The organism is Caulobacter sp. GW456-12-1-14-TSB4, from assembly GCF_059424195.1.
The window spans coordinates 73,551-90,115 of record NZ_JBWKZF010000012.1 but is presented as its reverse complement, the minus strand read 5'-3'; the positions used below and the strand labels follow the sequence as shown (position 1 = coordinate 90,115).

Annotated in this window: 12 protein-coding genes; 4 read left to right on the top strand and 8 right to left on the bottom strand. The window is 66.6% G+C overall.

Features of this window, described 5'->3' with window-relative positions; genetic code table 11:
* Positions 1-23: 23 nt before the first annotated feature.
* Positions 24-2,210, bottom strand: coding sequence for a GumC family protein (locus AC07YH_RS13430; RefSeq protein ID WP_494747486.1), 2,187 nt, complete (start codon positions 2,208-2,210; stop codon positions 24-26).
* 437 nt (positions 2,211-2,647) lie between these two features.
* Between AC07YH_RS13430 and AC07YH_RS13425 the strand changes: the two genes are divergently transcribed.
* The 4 genes from AC07YH_RS13425 (at position 2,648) to AC07YH_RS13410 (ending at position 7,262) form a co-directional block, all read left to right on the top strand.
* Positions 2,648-4,945 carry a WD40/YVTN/BNR-like repeat-containing protein gene (locus AC07YH_RS13425; RefSeq protein ID WP_494747485.1) on the top strand — a complete coding sequence of 766 codons (2,298 nt, stop codon included), beginning with the start codon at positions 2,648-2,650 and terminating at the stop codon, positions 4,943-4,945.
* A 296-nt stretch (positions 4,946-5,241) separates the two neighbouring features.
* The gene (locus tag AC07YH_RS13420) at positions 5,242-5,649 is read left to right on the top strand and encodes a glucuronosyltransferase (protein WP_494747484.1); all 408 of its coding nucleotides are present in this window, start codon (positions 5,242-5,244) and stop codon (positions 5,647-5,649) included.
* Positions 5,646-6,122 (top strand): glycosyltransferase, encoded by a 477-nt coding sequence (locus AC07YH_RS13415; protein ID WP_494747483.1) that lies wholly within the window; start codon positions 5,646-5,648, stop codon positions 6,120-6,122. The genes AC07YH_RS13420 and AC07YH_RS13415 overlap by 4 nt, the downstream gene beginning before the upstream one ends.
* Positions 6,123-6,191: 69 nt before the next feature.
* Positions 6,192-7,262, top strand: coding sequence for an acyltransferase family protein (locus AC07YH_RS13410; protein WP_494747482.1), 1,071 nt, complete (start codon positions 6,192-6,194; stop codon positions 7,260-7,262).
* On the opposite strand, the gene AC07YH_RS13405 is transcribed toward AC07YH_RS13410, so the two are convergent.
* The 7 genes from AC07YH_RS13405 to AC07YH_RS13375 all read right to left on the bottom strand — a co-directional run bounded on the left by AC07YH_RS13405 (position 7,259) and on the right by AC07YH_RS13375 (position 16,543).
* Positions 7,259-8,341, bottom strand: a complete 1,083-nt coding sequence (locus AC07YH_RS13405; protein WP_494747546.1) for an acyltransferase family protein — start codon at positions 8,339-8,341, stop codon at positions 7,259-7,261. The two genes, AC07YH_RS13410 and AC07YH_RS13405, sit on opposite strands and share 4 nt — an antisense overlap.
* Positions 8,342-8,393: 52 nt before the next feature.
* Entirely contained in the window at positions 8,394-10,304 is a 1,911-nt protein-coding gene (locus AC07YH_RS13400) for an acyltransferase family protein (protein WP_494747481.1), read from the bottom strand.
* A gap of 44 nt (positions 10,305-10,348) precedes the next feature.
* On the bottom strand, positions 10,349-11,353 hold the full coding sequence (locus tag AC07YH_RS13395) for a glycosyltransferase family 2 protein (protein WP_494747480.1): 1,005 nt from the start codon (positions 11,351-11,353) through the stop codon (positions 10,349-10,351).
* The gene (locus AC07YH_RS13390) at positions 11,350-12,672 is read right to left on the bottom strand and encodes a polysaccharide biosynthesis protein (RefSeq protein WP_494747479.1); all 1,323 of its coding nucleotides are present in this window, start codon (positions 12,670-12,672) and stop codon (positions 11,350-11,352) included. The genes AC07YH_RS13395 and AC07YH_RS13390 overlap by 4 nt, the downstream gene beginning before the upstream one ends.
* On the bottom strand, positions 12,665-13,990 hold the full coding sequence (locus AC07YH_RS13385) for an O-antigen ligase family protein (protein ID WP_494747478.1): 1,326 nt from the start codon (positions 13,988-13,990) through the stop codon (positions 12,665-12,667). Before AC07YH_RS13385 ends, AC07YH_RS13390 begins: the two co-directional genes overlap by 8 nt.
* Positions 13,987-15,252 (bottom strand): O-antigen ligase family protein, encoded by a 1,266-nt coding sequence (locus AC07YH_RS13380; RefSeq protein WP_494747477.1) that lies wholly within the window; start codon positions 15,250-15,252, stop codon positions 13,987-13,989. The genes AC07YH_RS13385 and AC07YH_RS13380 overlap by 4 nt, the downstream gene beginning before the upstream one ends.
* Positions 15,253-15,385: 133 nt before the next feature.
* Positions 15,386-16,543, bottom strand: a complete 1,158-nt coding sequence (locus AC07YH_RS13375) for a glycosyltransferase (RefSeq protein ID WP_494747476.1) — start codon at positions 16,541-16,543, stop codon at positions 15,386-15,388.
* Between the last annotated feature and the right edge of the window lie 22 nt (positions 16,544-16,565).

Sequence of the window (16,565 nt, the reverse complement as noted above, 5' to 3'; positions counted from 1 at the left end):
TCCCATGTGTCTCTGCGCGTCCGTTAGGTCGCGTAGTACTTCTTGTATTCGTCGTAGTAGTACGACGAGTCGCCGTAGCCTTGCTTGGACTGAACGTTCATGTCGACCTGGGTTAGGACGACGCCGGCGATCTGGGCGCCCGACTGCTGAAGCAGGCGGATCGAGGCGCCGATCGCGCGGGCCGGAGTCTTGCGCCAGCGCGCCAGCAGCACCACCACGTCAGCCTTCATGGCCAGGATGCGGGTGTCGGCCAGGGCGAGGACCGGCGCGGTGTCGAGCACCACGAGGTCGAAGCGCGAGCGCAGCGAGGTCAGCAGGGCGTCCATCGCCGGGGTGCCAAAGACGTCCTCGGTGGTCGAGGTGTCGGCGGTCAGGGGCAGGACATAGGCGCCGGACGCTTGGTCCAGGGTGATGATCTGCTCCAGCGTAGCGCGGCCGTGCAGGAGATCGACAAGGCCCAGCGGCGGGTTGAGACCCAGCGACCGGCTCACGGCGCGACGGCGAAGGTCGCAGTCGATCAGCAGGACGCGGCCGCCGGCCTGGGCCGTGACGCGGGCCAGGCAGATCGAGGTCGTCGTCTTGCCTTCCGCCGGCAGGGCCGAGGTCAGTACGGCGATCTTCCCTTGCTGGCCGGGCACCGAGTAGGTGATCGAGGTGCGCAGCGAGCGGAAGGCCTCGGCGAAGGCCGACAGCGGCTTCTTCATCACGAAGTCGATCGGCTGGATGTTCTTGTCGCCGGCCTCGGCCACCGAGTTCATCAGCGGGATCGAGCCGATCGAGGGCAGGCCCAGTTTGCGTTCGATGTCCTCGCTGGTGGCGAGGGCGGCGTCCATCATCTCGGCGAGGATCACCGCGAGCAGGCCGAAGCCGCCGCCGAGGACGATCGCGATCGCGAAGCTGAGGACGAGCTTGGGCGAGCTGGCGCTGGTGGGGATGGCGGCCAGCGAGGCGATGCGGGCATCGGCCTGTTCGGTGCCCGCCTGGGCGCCGGTCACTTTGTAGCGGTCCAGGAAGCTTTGATAGACGCTGCGAGCGGACTCGGCGTTGTCTTCCAGTTGCTTCAGGCGAACCGAGGCCGCGCTATTGACGGCCAGGGTGCCGCGCGCGCCGCTGAGGCTGGACTGGACCGAGGCGGTCTGCTGCCGGGCGACACGGGCCCGGGCTTCCAGGTTCGAGACGATGCGGCGGATTTCGGCCTGGATCTGCGCATCGATGTCGCCCAGTTCCTGCCGCGCGCGGATCAGGTCGGGGTGACGGTCGCCGTAGCGGCTGCTGAGGTCGGCGACACGGCCGCTGACGGCGGCGCGCTGGGCGCGAAGATTCTGGATGACTTGCGAGCTGAGCGCCTCACCGACGTCGTCGCCGTTCGAGCCATTGGCCATCTGCGACGTCGCGGTGCGCAGGCGGGCTTCCTCGCCGGCCTGTGCGGCGCGCGCGGTGGCCAGTTGCTGGTTGTAGGCCGAGATTTCCTGCTCGGTGAGCGTGGTGCCGGCTGAACTCAGCAGGTTGTTGGCCACGCGATAGGCCGAGACCTCGGCGTCGGCCTGTTGCATCTGGACGCGCAGGGTTTCGATGCGCGTGTTCAGCCACTTGTTGGCGTCCTGCGTCGCGTTGAATTTCGCTTCCAGCTGCGAGCTGATGTAGGTGTTGGCGAAGGCGTTGGCGATCTCGGCGGCCTTGGCCGGCGACTTCGAGGTGAAGCTGATCGTCATCGAATAGGTCAGGCCGACGCGGCGGACCGCCAGGCGCTTGGCGACAGCGTTGACGACGCTCTGCTTGACGCTGGCGGGATCGGCGGCCGGCGGGGCGCCGCCCAGGAGGCCGCGCACGCCGCCGATGGCGGAGCCGACCAGGCCCGGCTTGTTCAGGGTGGCGTTGAACTCGGGATCGCGGTCGAGATGCAGCGCATCGACGACGCTCTGGGTGAGCTTAGGCGACTTGAGCACTTCGACTTCGGTGTCGACGACGCTGGTGTCGGCCGTCAGGTTCGACATGACCGCCTGCGACTCCACCACCTTCTCGGTGCGGGTGTTGATCATCACACCCGCGGTCGCGGTGTAGAGCGGGGTCTGGCGCAGCGAGAAGATCACGACCGCCAGCGCCACCGCGCCCGCCACGATGGCGAACAGCCGGAAGCGCCTGCGGAAGACCGCGATCAGTCGTTGGATATCGATCGTTTCGCCTGTCGGACCACCTGAGCGGCCAGACATTTGCTGCGTATCGTCAATGTTTGCCATCAAACCGCCGCTATATTTCGTTTCGGCGCCAAGCCGAGACTGAGGATGTTATTTTCCGCCTGCAAAGCGCAGAAGACACAATGGAGCGGTTGTGTAAATAACCGTACGTGCTCGCTGAGTGTGTTATGCGCTCGCCGCCTCTCATTGCCCACCGCAATGAAACTAAAGCCAATATGCGCCGCTAAGTGCAAACGAAGCGCTAAGCTAAGGTGAAGCTTGCGTTTAGCTTATAGAGGCGCGACCGGCATAGCTCATGATAGCATGAAAGCGAAGCCGTGTCGGCCTCGGTGTGGCCACCAATCTCTGTTTGAGAGCGGTCTGGGCCGGCCGGAATCCGAGGAAGCGGGCAGGCGTCGAGAGGGGGCTGTGTGAGGGTCGCGATGATTTCGTTGCTGTTGGTTGCGCTCGCTATGGCCGTGACGTCGGACGAGCGCGAGGCGGCCTCGCCGAACGCCGTCCACCAGGTTGTCGCGCCCCGGATCGCCGCGCCCGACGCTCGCGCCTATGGCTGGCGGCCGGTGGCGATCGGCGGCGGTGGTTTCGTGACCGGGCTCAGCGCCGACAGGGCCGGGCGGACGCGCGTCGCGCGCGCCGACGTCTACGGCGCCTACCTGTGGAATGCCGAAAAATCGCGCTGGACGCAGCTGGTCACCGCCTCGTCCATGCCGGAGGCCGACCGCAAGCCCATGGTCCTCAGCCAGGGCGTCTATGAAGTGGTGGTCGCGCCGTCGGATTCGCGACGCATCTATATGGCCATCGCCGGCGGCCTCTATCGCTCCGACGACGGTGGCGCGCATTTCGCCAAGACGTCCCTGCCGCCTGTCGCGTTCGACGCCAACGGTCCGTTCCGCCATTCGGGTCCCTTCATCGCCGTGGCGCCCGCCAATCCCGAGCTCGTGCTGTTCGGTACGCCGGCCAACGGCTTGTGGCGCTCGGCCGACGGCGGACGGAACTGGACCCGCGTGGAGTCCGTGCCGACGCCGGCCAAGGCCGACGATCGATCGGCGGGCATCGTCGTCTGGTTCCGGCCGAATGGCGGCGGGGATGGCGGCGAGGTCTGGGCGATGTCGCCGGGCGCGGGCGTGTTCCGGTCCTCCGACGGCGGATCGAGCTTCTCGCCGCTGACTTCGGGGGGCGCGCGTCCGACGATCCTGCGCCAGGGCGCGTTCGGCAAGGATGGCGCCTTCTATGGCGTCGATCATGACGCCAAGAAGGTCTGGAAGTTCGCCAACGGCGCTTGGTCCGACCTCGCCGGCGCGGCGGGACTGACGCCCGCGCCGTTCGCCACCGTGACCATCGATCCGCGCGATGGCGCGATCTATGTGTTCGACGAGGGCGGCCGAGGCTTCCACAGCACCGACGGCGGCGCGCGCTGGAGCCGGATGGCCGGCCGCTCGAAGGTTGGTCCGGGCGGCGAGCCGCCGTGGCTGCGGGTCTCGGACAAGGGTTATTTCGCGACGGCCCAGGTCTATTTCGACCCGCAGGTTCCAGGACGGCTGTGGAACGCGGCGGGGACGGGTCCCTACTACGCCGACCTGCAACCGGGCAGCGCCAAGATCGAGTGGAACAGCCAGGCGCGCGGAATCGAGGAACTGGTGGCCAATGACGTGGTGGCCCCGCCAGGGCGGCTTCCGCTGTTCGCGGCCTGGGACTTCGGCGTCCACCTTCGCGACGACCTGACCCGCTTCTCCACCGGCTACGGCCCCAAGGAGCGTGTGCTGATCGCCGTGCAACAGGTCGACTGGAGCGCTTCCAATCCGTCCTTCCTGGTGACCAACGCCTCGGACACGCTGAAGTGCTGCTGGCAGGACGGCAACGCCGTCATGGCGGGCTACAGCCAGGACGGCGGCCGGACCTGGTCGAAGTTCCCCAGCCTGCCCACCCCGCCGGGGACCACGGCGTCGGACCCCTGGCGCATGTCGTACGGCACGATCGCGGTCTCGGCCAAGGACGTAAACAACATCGTCTGGGAGCCGGCCAATAATCGCTCGCCCTTCTATACGACCGATCGCGGCCAGACGTGGTCGCGCGTCGTATTGCCGGGCGAGCGCCTGCCGAACACGGGGTCCTACGGCAGCTACTACTTCCATCGCCGCACGCTGACGTCGGACCGAGTGCGGCCGGGCACCTTCTATCTGATGCACAGCGGCGATGGCGACAACGCCGCCCTGGCCGGGCTGTGGGTCACTCATGACGGGGGTCGCGCATGGTCGCGCGTGTTCCGTGGCGAGATCGCCCCCAACAGCGGAGCCAGCGCCAAGCTGCGGGCCGTGCCAGGCAAGGCCGGACATCTGTTCTTCACCGCTGACGTCGGCGGTCCGGACTCGGCGTTGCGCCGCAGCGTCGATGGCGGTCGCACCTGGACGATCCTGAAGGACGTGACCCACGCGCATGACATCGCCCTGGGCAAGGCCGCGCCGGGCAAGCACTATCCGACGCTCTACGTCGCAGCGCACGTGAAGGGCGTCTACGGCTTCTGGCGTTCGATCGACGAGGGAGGCAGCTGGACCCGCATTGGCGAGTTCCCGACCGGCAGTCTCGACGAAGTTGTAGTGATGGACGCGGACAAGGATGTCTTCGGTCGCGTCTATGCTGGCTTCAAGGGATCGGGATGGGTGTTCGGCCAGCCGGAGACCTGCGCGCCCTCCGCTTATCGGCCGGGTGATGATCGCGAATGCTTTTTGCTCACGCCGCCGAAAGATCGCTGATCGCGCCGATCGCAAGGGTATTTTGACTTGTTAGGCTTAGATGGAAGATGCGCGTATGAGATCGCGGGCAATGATGCGCTTCGCGTATGCCTGACCTAAATTTTTGGGGTACGGAAGTAACAACTTTTCTGTGACTGTATCCCGCTACGCTTATCAAAGATCATGTTGGTTCGCGGTCGTCAGCGACTGGTCGGGTCGGATGGGAGTCGAAGCCGATTTCTGAGTCTACAGGCGGTCTCGCCTCCCCCATCAAAGCCAAGCGGCTGCTGCTCGTCGCGTCAGGCGGGGGGCACTGGGTGCAGCTGTCCCGGATGGCCCATGCTTTCGAGGGCCTCGACACGCTGTATGTCAGCACCATGAAGGGATCGAGGGCGCCGTCGGGCGACCGACCCGTGGCCGTCGTCAGCGACGCGTCGCAGAGCGAGCCCGCGCGCGTTCCCGTGCTGGTCGCGCAGATGGCGTTCCTGCTGCTCAGGTTCCGTCCCTCGGTCATCGTCACGACGGGCGCCGCGCCCGGCCTCGTGGCGCTGTGGCTGGGTCGCCTGTTCGGGGCCAAAACGATCTGGATCGACAGCATCGCCAATTCCGAGGAGCTCTCCTTGTCCGGGCGCCTCGTCCGTCGATATGCCGACCTCTGGCTGACCCAGTGGCCGCACCTGACGGAAAAATATCCGGGCCTGCAGTGCTATGGATCGGTGCTTTGATACTCCTGTCAGTCGGCACGCAACTCCCCTTCGACCGGCTCGTCCGAGCGGTGGACGAATGGGCTGTCCTGCAGAAGCGCACGGATATCGTCGCCCAGGTCGGCCCGTCGGCCTATCGGCCGCAGATCCTGAGCGCCTTCGCCTTCCTGGCGCCGGACGCCTTCCGCGAACTCCAGACCGCCTCGACCATCCTGATCAGCCACGCGGGCATGGGCTCGATCCTGACCGCGATGGAGTGCGGCAAGCCGATCATCATCATGCCGCGCGACCACGTGCGCGGCGAACATCGCAACGGACACCAGATCGCCACCGCCGAGCGTTTCCGCGACACGCCGGGCGTGTACGTGGCCATGAACGAGGAAGAGCTGGTCGCGCACCTGGTGCGGCTGAGCGACCTGAGCGCTTCGTCGCGTGTGTCGGCCTATGCGCCGGATAGCTTCACGTCGCGGCTTCGCGACTTCATTGATGGTTAGTGGCGTGATCCCGGGTCACACGATAAGGACCATCGTCGGGGCGGGGCGCCTCGGAATGGATGCCGAGCGATGAAAAGACTGGTCGGTCTGCAATGGGGCCGCGCCATCGCGGCGATGACCGTGGTGATCACGCACGCGATCATCCACCCCTACAAGGGGACCTTCGAGGCCGCGCACCTGTTCGGCAAGTTCGGGGTCACGCTGTTCTTCGTCATCAGCGGCTACATCATGGTGCGGACGACCGGCCAAGATGCGTTCGCCCCGCTCGACTTCATCAAGAAGCGCCTGCTGCGCGTCGCGCCGCTCTACTATTTCGCGACGGCGGTGGCGGTTGTCGGCGTGCTGATCGCGCCTTGGGCTTTCAAGGACACGGTCTTTGACGTTCGCCACATCGTGATGTCGGTGCTGTTCATCCCGACTCCCGAGCCTGGCGGCGCCTCGATCGACCCCTTCCTGCGCCTGGGTTGGACGCTGAACTTCGAGATGTTCTTCTACGTCGTCTTCGCGCTGCTGTTCGCGTTCAACGCGATGACGCGGGCGGTGATGCTGACGGTCATCTTCGTGACGCTGATGGCGCTGGGCCAGCTCCAGATCTTCCCGATGACCAGCCAGCCGATGGAATTCTATACGCGCATCGACACCCTGGGCTTCGTGACCGGCGTGTGGCTGGCGGTGCTCAGCATGCGATACGAGTGGGAGATGAAGAGTGGCCAGGGGATCGCCTGGCTGGCGGTCAGCGCCGTGTCGCTGGTCGGCCTGATCTTCATCTATCCCCTAACGGCGCCGACAGATCCCTGGGTTCACGCCTGGATCGTGGCCACCTGCACCGTCATCATCGGCGTCTTGGCGATGGCCGGCGACGCCTGGGACTCCAAGGTCCCGGGCTGGGCGGCCTATCTGGGTGACGCCAGCTACTCGATGTACCTCTTCCACATGTTCGCGATCGGCGCGGTCACCGTGCTGGTGATCAAGAAGAGCCCCGCCGCCTGGGGGCCGCCGTTGGTGGTGGTCTCGGCCGTGGCCGGCATGCTGACGGGTGTGTTCGTCTATCGCTTCATCGAGAAGCCCCTGAACCGCATGGTGAAGCGGGCCTTCGACGCCGTGGCCGGGACGCTGAAGCCCCGACTGAAGTCCGCCTAGGCGACGCCCTTGGCGCGGGCCAGCGCCGGGGTGGGCTGCTTGAAGCGATGCGACAGCAGCCGCAGCAGCGGACGCTCGATCAGCTTGTGCACGATGACGCCGCCGACGACGCCGGCCAGGATCAGGGCGACCAGGAAGCCATCCGGCGGCAGCAGCGACTTGAGGTGCGACGCGACGGTCATGGCGATCAGCAGGGTCGCGTTGTGCGTCAGGTAGATGGCGTAGGAGGCGTCGCCCAGCAGCACCCACAGCGCGTCCAGCGGACTCTTCTCGGGCTTGGCGATGACGCCGACCCACACCACGATCGTCGCGGCCAGCGTGTGCGCCGCCATCCGGAGCGGCGCATAGGCCATCATCGGCGTGGCCCGCTCGATCGCGATCGTCGCCACGGCGGCGACGGCCAGGGTGACGATCGGGCCGAACGGCAGCCGAGGCTGCATGAAGCTGCTGCGCTTCAACCACAGCATGCCGAGCAGGAGGCCCGCGCCAAATTGCAGGTTGGCGCCGTTCTGGTCGCCCATGAGCGTCAGCCGCAGCAACTCGGCTTGGGGCGAACCGGCGAGGGTCCCGGTGCCCACCCAAGCGCCGACGGCCAGGGGCGCGACGAACCACACCGCCAGGAGCCATGGCCGCGGCTTTCCCCACAGCAGGGCGACCGCGAAGAGGAAGTAGAACAGCAGCTCGTGCCGCAGCGTCCAAAGCACGTTGGGCTTAAGCTCGCCGACGGGCCACAGCACCATGGCCCGCGCCACGGCGGCCCACTCGATCCGGCCGGTGCCGACATAGCTCAGCAGATTGTAGCCGATCACGCACAGCCACATGAACGGCACGATGCGGACGAAGCGGCGGATGGTGAAGTCGCTGGCTTCCAGCTTGGGCGAACCGTCCGTCTGCAGTGCGACCACGGCGATGATAAAGCCGCTGATGACGAAGAAGATCGAGACGCCGAAGAGGCCCAGGCTGGTCCAGTGATGAGGACTGGCGCCGAAATACTCCGGATAACGCATCATCGCGTTGGCGTGCATCAGCACGACCAGGGCCGCGGCCACGCCACGGAGATATTGGACACCCGATAGCAGTGAACCCGCTCCTCTACCCTGCGTTTTAACGCATGATAGAAACCCTTGTTCCTTACATTTCCAGCTTTTTTTGCAGCTCGGGGTCGCGGTTGCGAATGGCGTCTCCCGCCGCGCGCGCGCCTTCCAGCGTATAGTGGCCGTAGTCGAACGACACCGGCACGCCCGCCGTGGTCAGGGTTGGGCACTGGCCGCCGGCGCACAGAGCCTTCTGCTGCGAGACATAGGTGACGCCGGCCTTGGCCGCCGACCGCGCCATGGTCTCATCGAGCTGGGTGCGCGAGGCTTTCCGGAAGCGATCGGGGGTCACCAGAGACGGCCAAAGCTTGGCGCGGGCGAGGATATCGGGCAGGGGCGTCAGATACTCGATCGCCGGTCCGATCACGACGACGTTCAAGCCCCGGGCCTTCAGCAAGGCGATGCTGCGGTCCAGCTTGGGAAGGTCGGCCTCGTTCCAGCGGGCCGCCAGCAGGATCGTCCGATAGTTCGGGGGCGTGGCGTGCTCGCCATAGATCGCGTCCAGCTGGGCTTGGCAGGCGGGCGTCCCGGTGCGGAAATCCTTCACCGGCGTGCAACCGGCGACGGTGCGCTGCAGGAAGTCGATCTCGGGATAGGCCGCGCGCAGGCCGGGCGTCAGATAGGCCGCATGGCTGTCGCCCAGCATCAGCACCGCCGGCTTGCCGCCCGCCGGGGTCAGGCAACGGGCGGGGTCGATGGCCTTGCCGGCCGGTTCGTCGGGCAGCAGGAAGCACTCGTGCATGCGGACGGCGGCCATGCTGTCGGGGCGCTGATTGTAATCGGCGTAGCGGGCCAGGGCGCGGGCTTCAGGGTTTGAGGCTGGAAGGGTCCAGGGCGCGGCCATCTGGCCCAGCGGTCCCATGGCCACGAAGATCGCCACGACCACGCCCGCGCCGATCAGCACGCGCGCCGGCGACAGGGTCAGCCATGGCGGGCCGCGGAACGGGCGCTCGACGAACTGGTAGGAGACCACGGCCGTCCCGATGATCAGGCCGAAGCAGACGAGGGTCCCTACGACGCCGAAGCGCTCGCCAACCAGGTGCTGGGCCAGGACGATGACCGGCCAATGCCACAGATACAGCGAGTAGGAGATGCGGCCGGTGACGCGTGGGGCCAGCGATCCCAGCACGCGCCCGACGAAGGTCTCGTGGCCATAGGCGATCACCAGCATCGCGCCCAGCGCCGGCGTGGCGGCCGCCCAACCGGGGAAGGGCGTGGCGTGCGAGAGGGTGACCAGGGCGACGGCGATCAGGGCCAGGCCCGCCAGGGCCAGGATCTCACGCGCCCAGCGAGCCTTCAGCTCGGGCGCGAGGCCCATGGCGACCAGGGCGCCCAGGCCCAGTTCCCAGGCCCGGAACGGGAAGCCATAGAAGGCGATCTTGTCGTGCTGGGTCTGCACCAGGAAGACGTTGGCCGCGAAGGTCGCCACCACAAGGGCCAGCATCGCGATCCGACCCCAACGCTTGCCCAGGCGCACGCACAGGATCAGCGCCAGCGGGTAGACGATGTAGAACTGCTCCTCGACGCCCAGCGACCAGGTGTGGATCAGGACGTTCATGCCGGCGTCCGGATCGAAGTAGTTGGTCAACGTCATGAAGTAGAGGTTGGCCGTCGAGGTGGCGATGAACGGCAGGCTCTTGGCCATCGCCGCCATCTCGCGGCTGGTCATGATGACGAAGCAGGCCATCGTCACCAGCAGCAGCATGAAGAACAGCGGCGGCAGGATCCGCAGCGCGCGCCGCTTGTAGAATTCCAGCAGGCGTATCCCCTCGCCGCGCGCCTCGCGCAGCAGGATCGCCGTGATCAGGAAGCCCGAGATCACGAAGAAGATGTCCACGCCCGCAAAGCCGCCGGGGACGAGGCTGTTCTGGAAGTGGAAGAGCACGACCGGGACGACGGCGACCGCGCGGAGGCCGTCTATATCGGGGCGGTAGGCGACCTTGGACATTCGGATCCGGGTTCGTGGAGAGATGCGGCTCTACCCTAGGGAGGCTAGCGCGGTTCGGCGAGGGTGACGGACGACAGGGCGGTGGTCGGCGGCATGCGGCGGCGGAAGAAGCCGGTCACCAGACTGAGCGCACTGACGTTCCAGGCCACCAGCGAATAGAGACCCAGATTGAACGATCCGCGCCGGATGACCAGCAGGGCCAGCGGCGCCAGGAGCAGGACGAGGAAGGTCGCGAGGCGCGCGGCGACCGGAACGGGCGCGGCCAGGCTGGCCAGCAGGCAGGTCCACCAGACCATGATCGCCACGCCGTTGCGCACGTGGCCCAGGCGCTTGAGCACGATCGGGAGATGTCGTTGGCCAACCGCGCCGCGCAGCACCTCGCCCGAAGCGCCCGAATAGCCGGACTTCATCCGCCGCCACAGCAGCTTGTAGCCGTCCATCTGGTGGCCGTAGTGATCGACCGCCGGCTTGTCGATCCGGGCCAGCTTCCAGCCCCGGCTCTGTAGCCGCGCGCCCAGGTCGAACTCCTCGAAGGCATGCAGGTTGCGGTCGGCGAAATAGTCGACCTGGCGGATCGCGTCGGCGCGATAGAGGCCGCCGCAGTCCAGCCGATCGACGACGCCCGGCAGCCAGTTGCGGTTGGTGCGGACGGTGTTGGCGCGAATCTGGAAGTCGTGGCCCTCGGTGTTCATCTCGTTGACGATCCCACCGACGGCGGCGATGTCCGGATGGGCCTCCAGGTGGGCGATCCCGGCGCTGATGAAGTCCGGGTCCAGCACCATGTCGCCGTCGAGCAGGTAGAAATACTCGCCGCGCGCATGCTGGAAGGCCAGCTGGGCGCCGGCGCCGCAGCAGCGCTCGGCGGTGTTGGCCAGCTGCACGATGCGGACGGGCAGGGCCGAGGCGATCTCGAGCGTCCGGTCGGTGGAGCCGCTGTCGGCCAGGATCACCTCGCCGCCGAACGGGCGCGCGGCGGCCAGGGCGCTTTCCAGCGCGGCGCCGATGTGCTTTTCCTCGTTCAGCGCCTTGATGCCGATGGTCAGTTTCATGCGGCCTCCGCCTTGTGTTGCAGCGTCGCCTGCCAGCGGCGCTTCTGCCGCCAGATCCAGATGGAGAAGATCACCTCGCCCAGAAAGACGCCGACCAGCGAGTAGAGCGGGCCGCCCAGGACGAGCAGCAGCGCCACGCCGACAATCGAGACGCCGCAGGAGATCATGCTGGCGTGGGCCAGCGGACGGAACTGCCCGCCGGCCTGCAGCAGCACGCTCTCGGGCGCGCGCAGCAGGCGCACGCCCGCCACGGCCAGCCAGAGGGCGGTGCCGATCATCAGATAGTGACGGTCATAGGCTTTGGGAAACAGCGCGCCGGGCGCCCAGATCGAGAGGGCGACCGCGCCCAGGGTGGTGGCGGTCCAGGCGGCGATCAGCATGATCCGGAAGAATCGCGCGGCCTTCAGGGCGTCGCCCAGTCGCCCAGCGCCCAGCTGACGGGCCATCTGCGGACGCTCCAGTTCGGTCAGGGCGTTGGAGGCCACGCCGATGGGGCGCATCAGCAAGGCGCTGGCGGCCAGGGGCGCGAAGGCCGTGGCGCCGCTGATCAGCGTGACGATATAGGCGTGGGCGTTGGCCGTGGCTTCGGTGGTCAGCACCCCGATCAGCGACCAGCCGGAGTGCTCGCGCCAGATGTCGGCGTAGCCGGACAGGGCGCGGGCCGAGACCTCGAGGAACTGCTGGCGGACGAAGGTCAGGCCGAAGGGCGCCAGGCCCAGCAAGGCGCTGACCAGCAGGCCCGCATAGGGCAGCAGCAGCGACCGGGCGTGGGCCATCATCATGAAGCCGACCAGGGCCAGCAGCACCAGGCTGTAGACGATGTCCGAGATCATCGTCCGCCAGGGCTTGCCGATCGCGTAGGCGTAGGCGCGGGCGAACCAGCGCATCAGCAGGGCCGCGCCGTAACCGCCGAACATCAGCGCGATGTTCAGGGGCGCCTTCAGGGCCAGGGCGAGACCGGCGAAGGCTCCAAAGGCGAGAAGGCAGAAGACGAGGTTGGCGCTCATCAGGCTGCGCCGCATGGCGGCTTGAGCGGCTGCATCGCCGGAGGCCAGGAGGATGGGCATGGGCGCGCAGAGCAGGGCGCTCCAGACGCCAGTGCTGAACTGGGAGGCGACCAGCAGGAAGGAGAAGATGCCGAAGTCGTTGACGCTCAGCAGATGCAGCAACTGCACCGACAGTACGAACTGCGAGCCGGCGACCCCGATCGGGCCGACGGCCGCCAGGCCGTAGCGCAGTGTCTTCCAGAAGAAACCGGGGCGCGAAAAGACGCCGCCACGCGGGGCGGCGTCCGCTTTCGAAACTGTCGCGTCAGGCATGAGCCGCCGAGGCTTTGCGGCGTTTGGAGACCTTGGTCGTGGCCTTCGTCCCGCCGCCGGAGCGCCGGGTGACCACGGCGGTCATGGCCACCGCGAGCATCAGGAAGACCTGAATGATCGTGTCGCGCTCGAACAGGCTCGTCTCGGTCATGTTGTGGCCCGCGCAGAATACGAGCAGCGCAATCAGCAGCGCGCCGCGATCACGGGCGAGCGAGGAGCTGGCCAGCAGCTTGAAGACTGGAATGATCATGGTCGCGGCGACCACCAGGATCAGACCGGGCAGACCGACCCCCACCAGCAGGTCCAGATAGCCGTTGTGGCCGTTGCTGAGCTCGGCCACCCAGTTGCGGCCGTACTGGTAGACCGGGCTATCGGGGCCGATGTTCCAGAACGAACCGTAGCCCGCTCCGGTGATCGGGTGATCCGCGGCGTAGTTGATCATCGACGGCCAGATCTGAACGCGGCCGGTCAGGCCGTCGCGGAGTGCGAACGGGCCCAAGGTTTCGTCCCAGGCCTTCATCACCATCATCATCGCGGTGATGCCGGCGATGGTCACTATTGGGATGAACGCCGCCCGGATGCGAGGGTTGAGACGCCAGTAGGCCGCGCCGGCTCCGAGGGCCAAGAGCATCATGCCTATCGAGGTCTTCGACTGGGTCTTGAAGAGGTAGTAGATCGTGGCGAGAGTCAGGCCCCAACGAAGCCAGGACTTCATGGTCTGCGCGCCGAACATCAACATGATGACGGTCACGGCGCAGACGGCGCCGGTGAAGTTCTTCTGCGGCAGCAAGCCTCGCCAGTCGCCGACCAGCTTCACGTCGTGGGACTCGCCGGGCAAGTGGACGGCCTTCGGCCACACGGCGATGGCGATGAAGTTGGCCACCAGCAGCACCGCGAGGAAAATGATGCAGGTCTTGATCGTCCGATCGTAGCCACAGTCCTCGACGGCCAGGAAGATCGTCCAGATGATCAGGGTGGTCAGCAGCAGGCGGCGCAGCGAGATGGAGGGCTCGATGGCCCAGGTCAGGCTCAGCCAACACCAGCCTATCGCGATGGCCAGGCTGATCGGTACGGCCAGCAGCTTGCCAGGCTGTTTGACGACGCGCACGCTCCACAGGGTGAAGGCGAAGACGATGGCGTAGCTGATCTGCCGGAACAGGTTGCCATTGCCGGTGTTGGGGCCGTCGTCGGTGATGATCGGGCCGACGATCATCAGGATCAGCACCATGAACAGCGCGATCGTGGACGGGATCAGATAGGGGCGGCGGACGCTCTTGCGTCGCTGCTCGCCGCCGCTCTCGACTGTGACTGCTGTCACTGCTGACCTCCGTGGGTAGGTTCTTCTAAGGCGAGCTCGGCGCGCGGCCTGGGTCTGATCCAGGCCCAGTAGCGCTCGAACACAGGGCTGGGCGGCGGCCGCGTGGCCAGGTTGATCAGCGCGAGCGTCAGCATCAGGAACACCTGCACGATCATGTCTCGGTCCATCATCGAGCTCTCGGTTCCGTTGTGGCCCACGCAGAAGATCAGCATGGCGATCAAGAACGCGCCATGCTGGCGCGGAATCGTACGGCTGATCAGCAGCTTGGCCAATGGGATCAGGATAAGGCTGAGCACGGCCAAGGCCAGTCCTGGCGCGCCGATCTGAACCAGCAGGTCCAGGTAGCCATTGTGGCCGTTGCCGAGCTGCGTCACCCAGCTATGGGTGTAGAAATAGACTGGACTGTCGGGGCCGATGTTCCAGAACGAACCGTAGCCCGACCCCAGAACCCAGTGATCCTGGATGTAGAGACCCAGCACGCTCCAGATCAGGCCGCGGCCGGTGAGCGAATCACGACCGAAGTGCGCGACAATGTCGGGCCAGAAGCGTTGGCCAAAGGCGACGGTTGTCCCGATGATGATCAGCAGGATCGGAATGATCAGCGCCCGGAATTTCGGATTGTACTTCAGATAGAGGGCGCCGAAGACCACGGCGGCGACGACCAGTCCCATCGAGGTCTTCGAGCTGGATCGGTAAAGAAAGTAGCTGGCGGCGGCGATGACCGCCAGGCGCAGCACCAGCATCAGATTGCTGGACGCGAACAGGAAGACGAGAATCGTGAAGGCGCAGACCGCGCCAGCGAAGTTCTTCTGGGGCAGGACGCCGCGCCAGTTGCCGATCAGGTTGAGGTCGACGACGTCGGCCACCTGGTGGATGGCCGTGCCGGGCGAGATGATCACCGCCAGGTAGTTGGCGATCAAGGTCAGGACCAGGGCGGCCTGGACGGTGACCAAGGTGCGCTCGTACCCGATCTTCTCCACCGCGATGAAGACGGTCCAGATGATGATGCAGGTCAGCAGAAGTCGTCGGGAGGCCACGGACGGCTCGATGGCCCAGAACAGGCTGATCCAGCACCACGTCACCAGCAGCATGATCGCCAGCGGCACCCTGAACAGAATCCCCAGGTCGGAGAAGAAGTTCGCGGCGGCCAGGATGAATCCGAAGAGGACGATATAGATGCCCTGGCGCAGGACATTGCCCTCGCCGGTCGCGGACACGGCCTTGTGCGCGGCCAGGGGGGTGAGGCCGACGATGACGACCATGAGCAGCAGGAACAGGAATACGGCGCAAAGTATCGCGGACAGGCCAGGAAGCCCGCGGGCGGGTCCTGACACCCGCGGAAGGGTGAGCTGAGGTGTCAGCACGACTCCGCCAGACGCTGCAGCGTGACTACGATCACGCCTGATCCACGAGATTGCGATAGGCCGATACCATGGCCTCATAGGTGGCGCCAGCGGCGAGCCGGGACGAAAGTCCAGCCTGGTGGGCATAATGCTCGGGATCGTCGAGAAGACGCAGGATTTCTCGCGCCAACGCCTCATGATCATGCGTTCCGACGATCGTCCCGCAGGCGGTCCCATCGGGCAGGGACACGCCTTCGATCTGGACGGGGGCGTCGGAAACCACGATGGGCAGGCCCAGCTTGGCGGCTTCGACCAGCGCCAGGCTGTGGCCCTCGAACAGGCTGGGCTGGAGGAAAACGTCGCCTTCCGACAGCAGAGACAGGGCCTGAAGGCGGGGATGAAGGCCCAGGAACTGGACGCGGTCGGTGACGCCCAGGCTCTCGGCCAGGGCCTTCAGCGCGGCCTCGTCAGGCCCTGCGCCGATGATGCGGAACTCGACGTCCGGCGCGAGGGCCGCGGCGCGGATCAGCACGGGGTAGTTCTTCTGGTGCGCCAGGCGGCCGGTGGCCACGACCACCCGTCCGCGCGCCCGGCTACGGTCCCGCATCGCCGCCAGGGTCGCGATGTGCGCCTCGATCGCCTTGGGCAGGGCGTTCTTGATGGTCCTGCGCTTGGCCCGGTAGGTCGCCGACTTGCCGTCGTGGGTGCGCGATACGGTGTCCGACACGCTGATGGTGGCGGCGACTTCCCGCAGGCCGCCGGTCAGGCCGTCGATGCGGTCAAGCACGGGGTGATAGGTGTCGGACGGGGAGTGATGCGACGTCACCACGCGGATATCCCCACCCGCCAGTCGCGCGGCGACCGGAGCCAGCACGTTGGCGGCGGGCAAGGCGGTGAAGACGACATGAGGCCTGAAACGCCGGAAGAAGCCGACCAGGTTCCAAAGCAGCGCCGCCTGCCGATGCGGCAGGGTCGGGCGATGTTCGATGATGTGCCGCCAGGGCGTCAGCGCCGACGTCTCCCGCCGCGATTCCGCATGGGGATACAGCGCGGCCAGGACCACCTCGTGGCCCTGCTCGGCAAAGCTTTCGGCGAGATTGCCCCAGAGTTCCTGGGCGCCGCCGGCCGCCGAATGGGTGACGAGGAAGACGATCCTCTTCCGATCCTCGGCCGGGTGGCTCGGCTGGGCGCGGGGGGCGATGATGTTCAAGACGAAGTCCTCGAGCCGGCCG